The sequence below is a fragment of the Isoptericola sp. NPDC057391 genome, from assembly GCF_042668085.1.
Classification (GTDB): Bacteria; Actinomycetota; Actinomycetes; order Actinomycetales; family Cellulomonadaceae; genus Isoptericola.
Genome location: NZ_JBHVBO010000299.1, coordinates 1 through 2,981 on the forward strand (window position 1 = coordinate 1; position 2,981 = coordinate 2,981).

3 protein-coding genes are annotated in these 2,981 nt (G+C 72.5%); 2 read left to right on the forward strand and 1 reads right to left on the reverse strand.

Annotated features, from left to right (window positions below; translation table 11 throughout):
• Positions 1 to 71: 71 nt before the first annotated feature.
• Positions 72 to 737: a phosphate signaling complex protein PhoU gene (gene phoU / locus ACFUVW_RS20435; protein WP_430573128.1), complete on the reverse strand. Its 666-nt coding sequence runs from the start codon at positions 735 to 737 to the stop codon at positions 72 to 74.
• Positions 738 to 907: 170 nt separating this feature from the next.
• Here phoU and ACFUVW_RS20440 point away from each other — a divergent pair, with 170 nt between their 5' ends.
• Both ACFUVW_RS20440 and ACFUVW_RS20445 read left to right on the forward strand, forming a co-directional pair.
• Entirely contained in the window at positions 908 to 2,155 is a 1,248-nt protein-coding gene (locus tag ACFUVW_RS20440; protein ID WP_430573129.1) for a sensor histidine kinase, read from the forward strand.
• Positions 2,152 to 2,868 (forward strand): response regulator, encoded by a 717-nt coding sequence (locus ACFUVW_RS20445; RefSeq protein WP_430548220.1) that lies wholly within the window; start codon positions 2,152 to 2,154, stop codon positions 2,866 to 2,868. Before ACFUVW_RS20440 ends, ACFUVW_RS20445 begins: the two co-directional genes overlap by 4 nt.
• Positions 2,869 to 2,981 lie beyond the last annotated feature (113 nt).

Consider the following 2,981-nt stretch of genomic DNA (forward strand, 5'->3'; position numbering starts at 1 on the left):
AGGCCGCACCACTGCGGCCTCGTCCGAGCCTCTCTATCTCGCGAGTTCGCCTTCTCTATCTCGGCGCGTCGTCAGGCGTCGGCGTGCGCGTGCTCGTCGTCGAAGTTGCCGGTGACGAGGAAGGTGATGCGGCGCGCGACGGAGACGCCGTGGTCGCCGAACCGCTCGTAGTACCGGCCGAGCAGCGTGACGTCGACCGTCTGCTGGGTGGTGCCGGTCCACTCGGGGTCGAGCGTGGCGGCGAAGGTGTCCTGGTGCAGGGCGTCGAGGAGGTCGTCGTCCTGCTGCACCTCGGCGGCGAGGGCGACGTCGCGCGTGGCGAGCAGCGCCGTCGTGCGCTGCGCGACGTGCACCGCCGCGTCGTGCATCTTGACGAACGTCTCGCGCGCGGGCTCGGGCACCGCCTGGGCGGGGTACCGGCCGCGGGCGATCTCGGCCACGTGCCGGGCGAGGTCGCCCATGCGCTCGAGCGAGGCGCTGATGCGCAGCGCCGAGATGACGATCCGCAGGTCCGTCGCCACGGGCTGCTGCTGCGCGAGCAGGTGCACGCAGCGCTCGTCGAGCTCGCTCTCGAGCCGGTCGATCGCGTGGTCGGAGGCGATCACCTCCTGCGCGAGCTGGTGGTCGGCCTCCAGCAGGGCTTCGCCCGCGCGCCGGACGGCCGACTCGACGAGCCGGCTCATCTCGATGAGGTCGTCGCCGACCTGGCGCAGCTCGGCCTCGAAGATCTCTCGCATCGCTGTCCTCTCGGAAGAAGGGGTCTGCTGCCAGCCTGACACGCCCCGTGGACATGCCGGGGGCGCCCAGGTGAACTCCGGGCGGGTCGAAGGTGAACAGTGGGCGACGGCTCGCTGAGCAGTTCCGCTCCGCGACGGATTCCCGGGGCGCCGCGACCTACGCTTGCCATGTGGACGGAATCATCCAGGGCGTGACCGCGGTCGTCGCGGGCATCTTCGGCGTCGTGGTGGGCGTGGTCGCGACCCTCGCCTTCCGCTTCTCCGAGCGTGTCCAGCGCCGGTCGCCCGAGGCAGCCCCCGCCGAGCTGGACGAGGGGCTCGTCCGCGTGCTCGCGGTGCTGCGGTCGGCCGCGGTGGTCCTGGACGAGGAGGACGACGTCGTGCGCGCGTCCCCGCCGGCGTACGCGCTGGGGGTGGTGCGCAACGACGCGCTGCAGCACCCGGCGATCGTCGACCTGGTGCGCGAGGTGCGCCGCGACGGCGTGATCCGCGAGAAGGAGCTCGAGCTGCCGCGTGGGCCGATCGGCTCGGGCACGGTGCTGCTGCAGGTCCGGGTGGCGCCCGTCGGCCCGGACAAGCTGCTCGTGCTCGCCGAGGACCGCACCGAGGCCCGCCGCGTGGAGGCCATCCGCCGAGACTTCGTCGTCAACGTCTCGCACGAGCTCAAGACGCCGGTCGGGGCGCTCGCCCTGCTCGCGGAGACCGTGCAGGACGCCGCGGACGACCCGGTCGCGGTACGGCGCTTCACCGAGCGGATGCAGGCCGAGGCGCAGCGCCTGTCCGCCCTGGTGCACGAGATCATCGAGCTGTCGCGCCTGCAGGTGGCGGGCGCGCTGCAGGAGGTCACGACGATCCCGGTGCGCGACGTCGTCGCGGAGGCCGTGGACCGCGCCCGCACCACCGCGCAGGGGAAGAACATCGCGATCACGGTCGGCGGCACGGCCGACGTCCTCGTGTACGGCGACCACAACCTGCTCGTCACCGCGGTGCGCAACCTGCTCGACAACGCCGTGGCCTACTCGCCGGAGAACACCCGCGTCGGGGTCGGCGTGCGCGTGCGCGGCGGCTTGGTCGAGATCGACGTCGTCGACCAGGGCGTGGGCATCGCCGCCGACGAGCAGGACCGCGTCTTCGAGCGCTTCTACCGCGTCGACCCGGCGCGTTCCCGCGACACGGGCGGTACCGGGCTGGGCCTGAGCATCGTCAAGCACGTCGCGGCCGACCACGGCGGCGACGTGCAGATCTGGTCCGAGCCCGGCAAGGGCTCGACGTTCACCCTGCGCATCCCCGCGGCCGACGTGCCGCAGGAGCTCCCGCGGGACGCCCCCGAGGACGTCACCGGGCCGGCGGACGAGCGCACCCCGCAGCACAACCATCAGCACACCCATGGCACGACGGACGAGGAGGTAGGTGCGTGACGCGCATCCTGGTGGTCGAGGACGAGGAGTCGTATCGCGACCCCCTGACATATCAGCTCACCCGCGAGGGCTTCGAGGTCGTGGAGGCCTCGAACGGGGTCGACGCGCTCGCCGCCTACGACGACGGCGGCGCCGACCTGGTGCTGCTCGACCTCATGCTGCCCGGGCTGTCCGGCACGGAGGTGTGCCGGGAGCTGCGGCAGCGCGGCGACGTGCCCGTCATCATGCTCACGGCCAAGGACTCGGAGATCGACAAGGTCGTGGGCCTCGAGCTCGGCGCCGACGACTACGTCACCAAGCCGTACTCCTTCCGCGAGCTGCTGGCCCGCATGCGCGCGGTGATGCGCCGCCGCGGCCCCGCGGCCCCGGAGGCGGCGTCGAACGGGCACGACGACGACGGCGAGCCCGTGCTCGAGGTCGGCCCGGTGCGGATGGACGTGGAGCGCCACACCGTCACGGTGGGCGGCGACGCCGTCTCCCTGCCGCTCAAGGAGTTCGACCTGCTGGAGCTGCTGCTGCGCAACGCCGGCCGGGTGCTCACCCGCGGGCAGCTCATCGACCGGGTCTGGGGGGCGGACTACGTGGGTGACACGAAGACGCTCGACGTTCACGTGAAGCGCATCCGCTCCAAGATCGAGGCCGACCCGGGCGCCCCGCAGCTCCTGCTCACCGTCCGCGGCCTGGGCTACAAGCTCGCGGACGAGCCCGCCTGACCCTGCCGAGATAGAGAGGGCTCCCCGCCGAGATAGAGAGGAGCCCGCGCTCGCAGTCGGCCATGACGGGCCACAGCTCAGCACTGCCGGTCATCCGCCGCGCCGCCCGGAAC

Excerpts from the sequence above, each read along its gene's own strand:
- phoU (WP_430573128.1), bottom strand. The coding sequence starts at position 737 with ATGCGAGAGATCTTCGAGGCCGAGCTGCGCCAGGTCGGCGACGACCTC.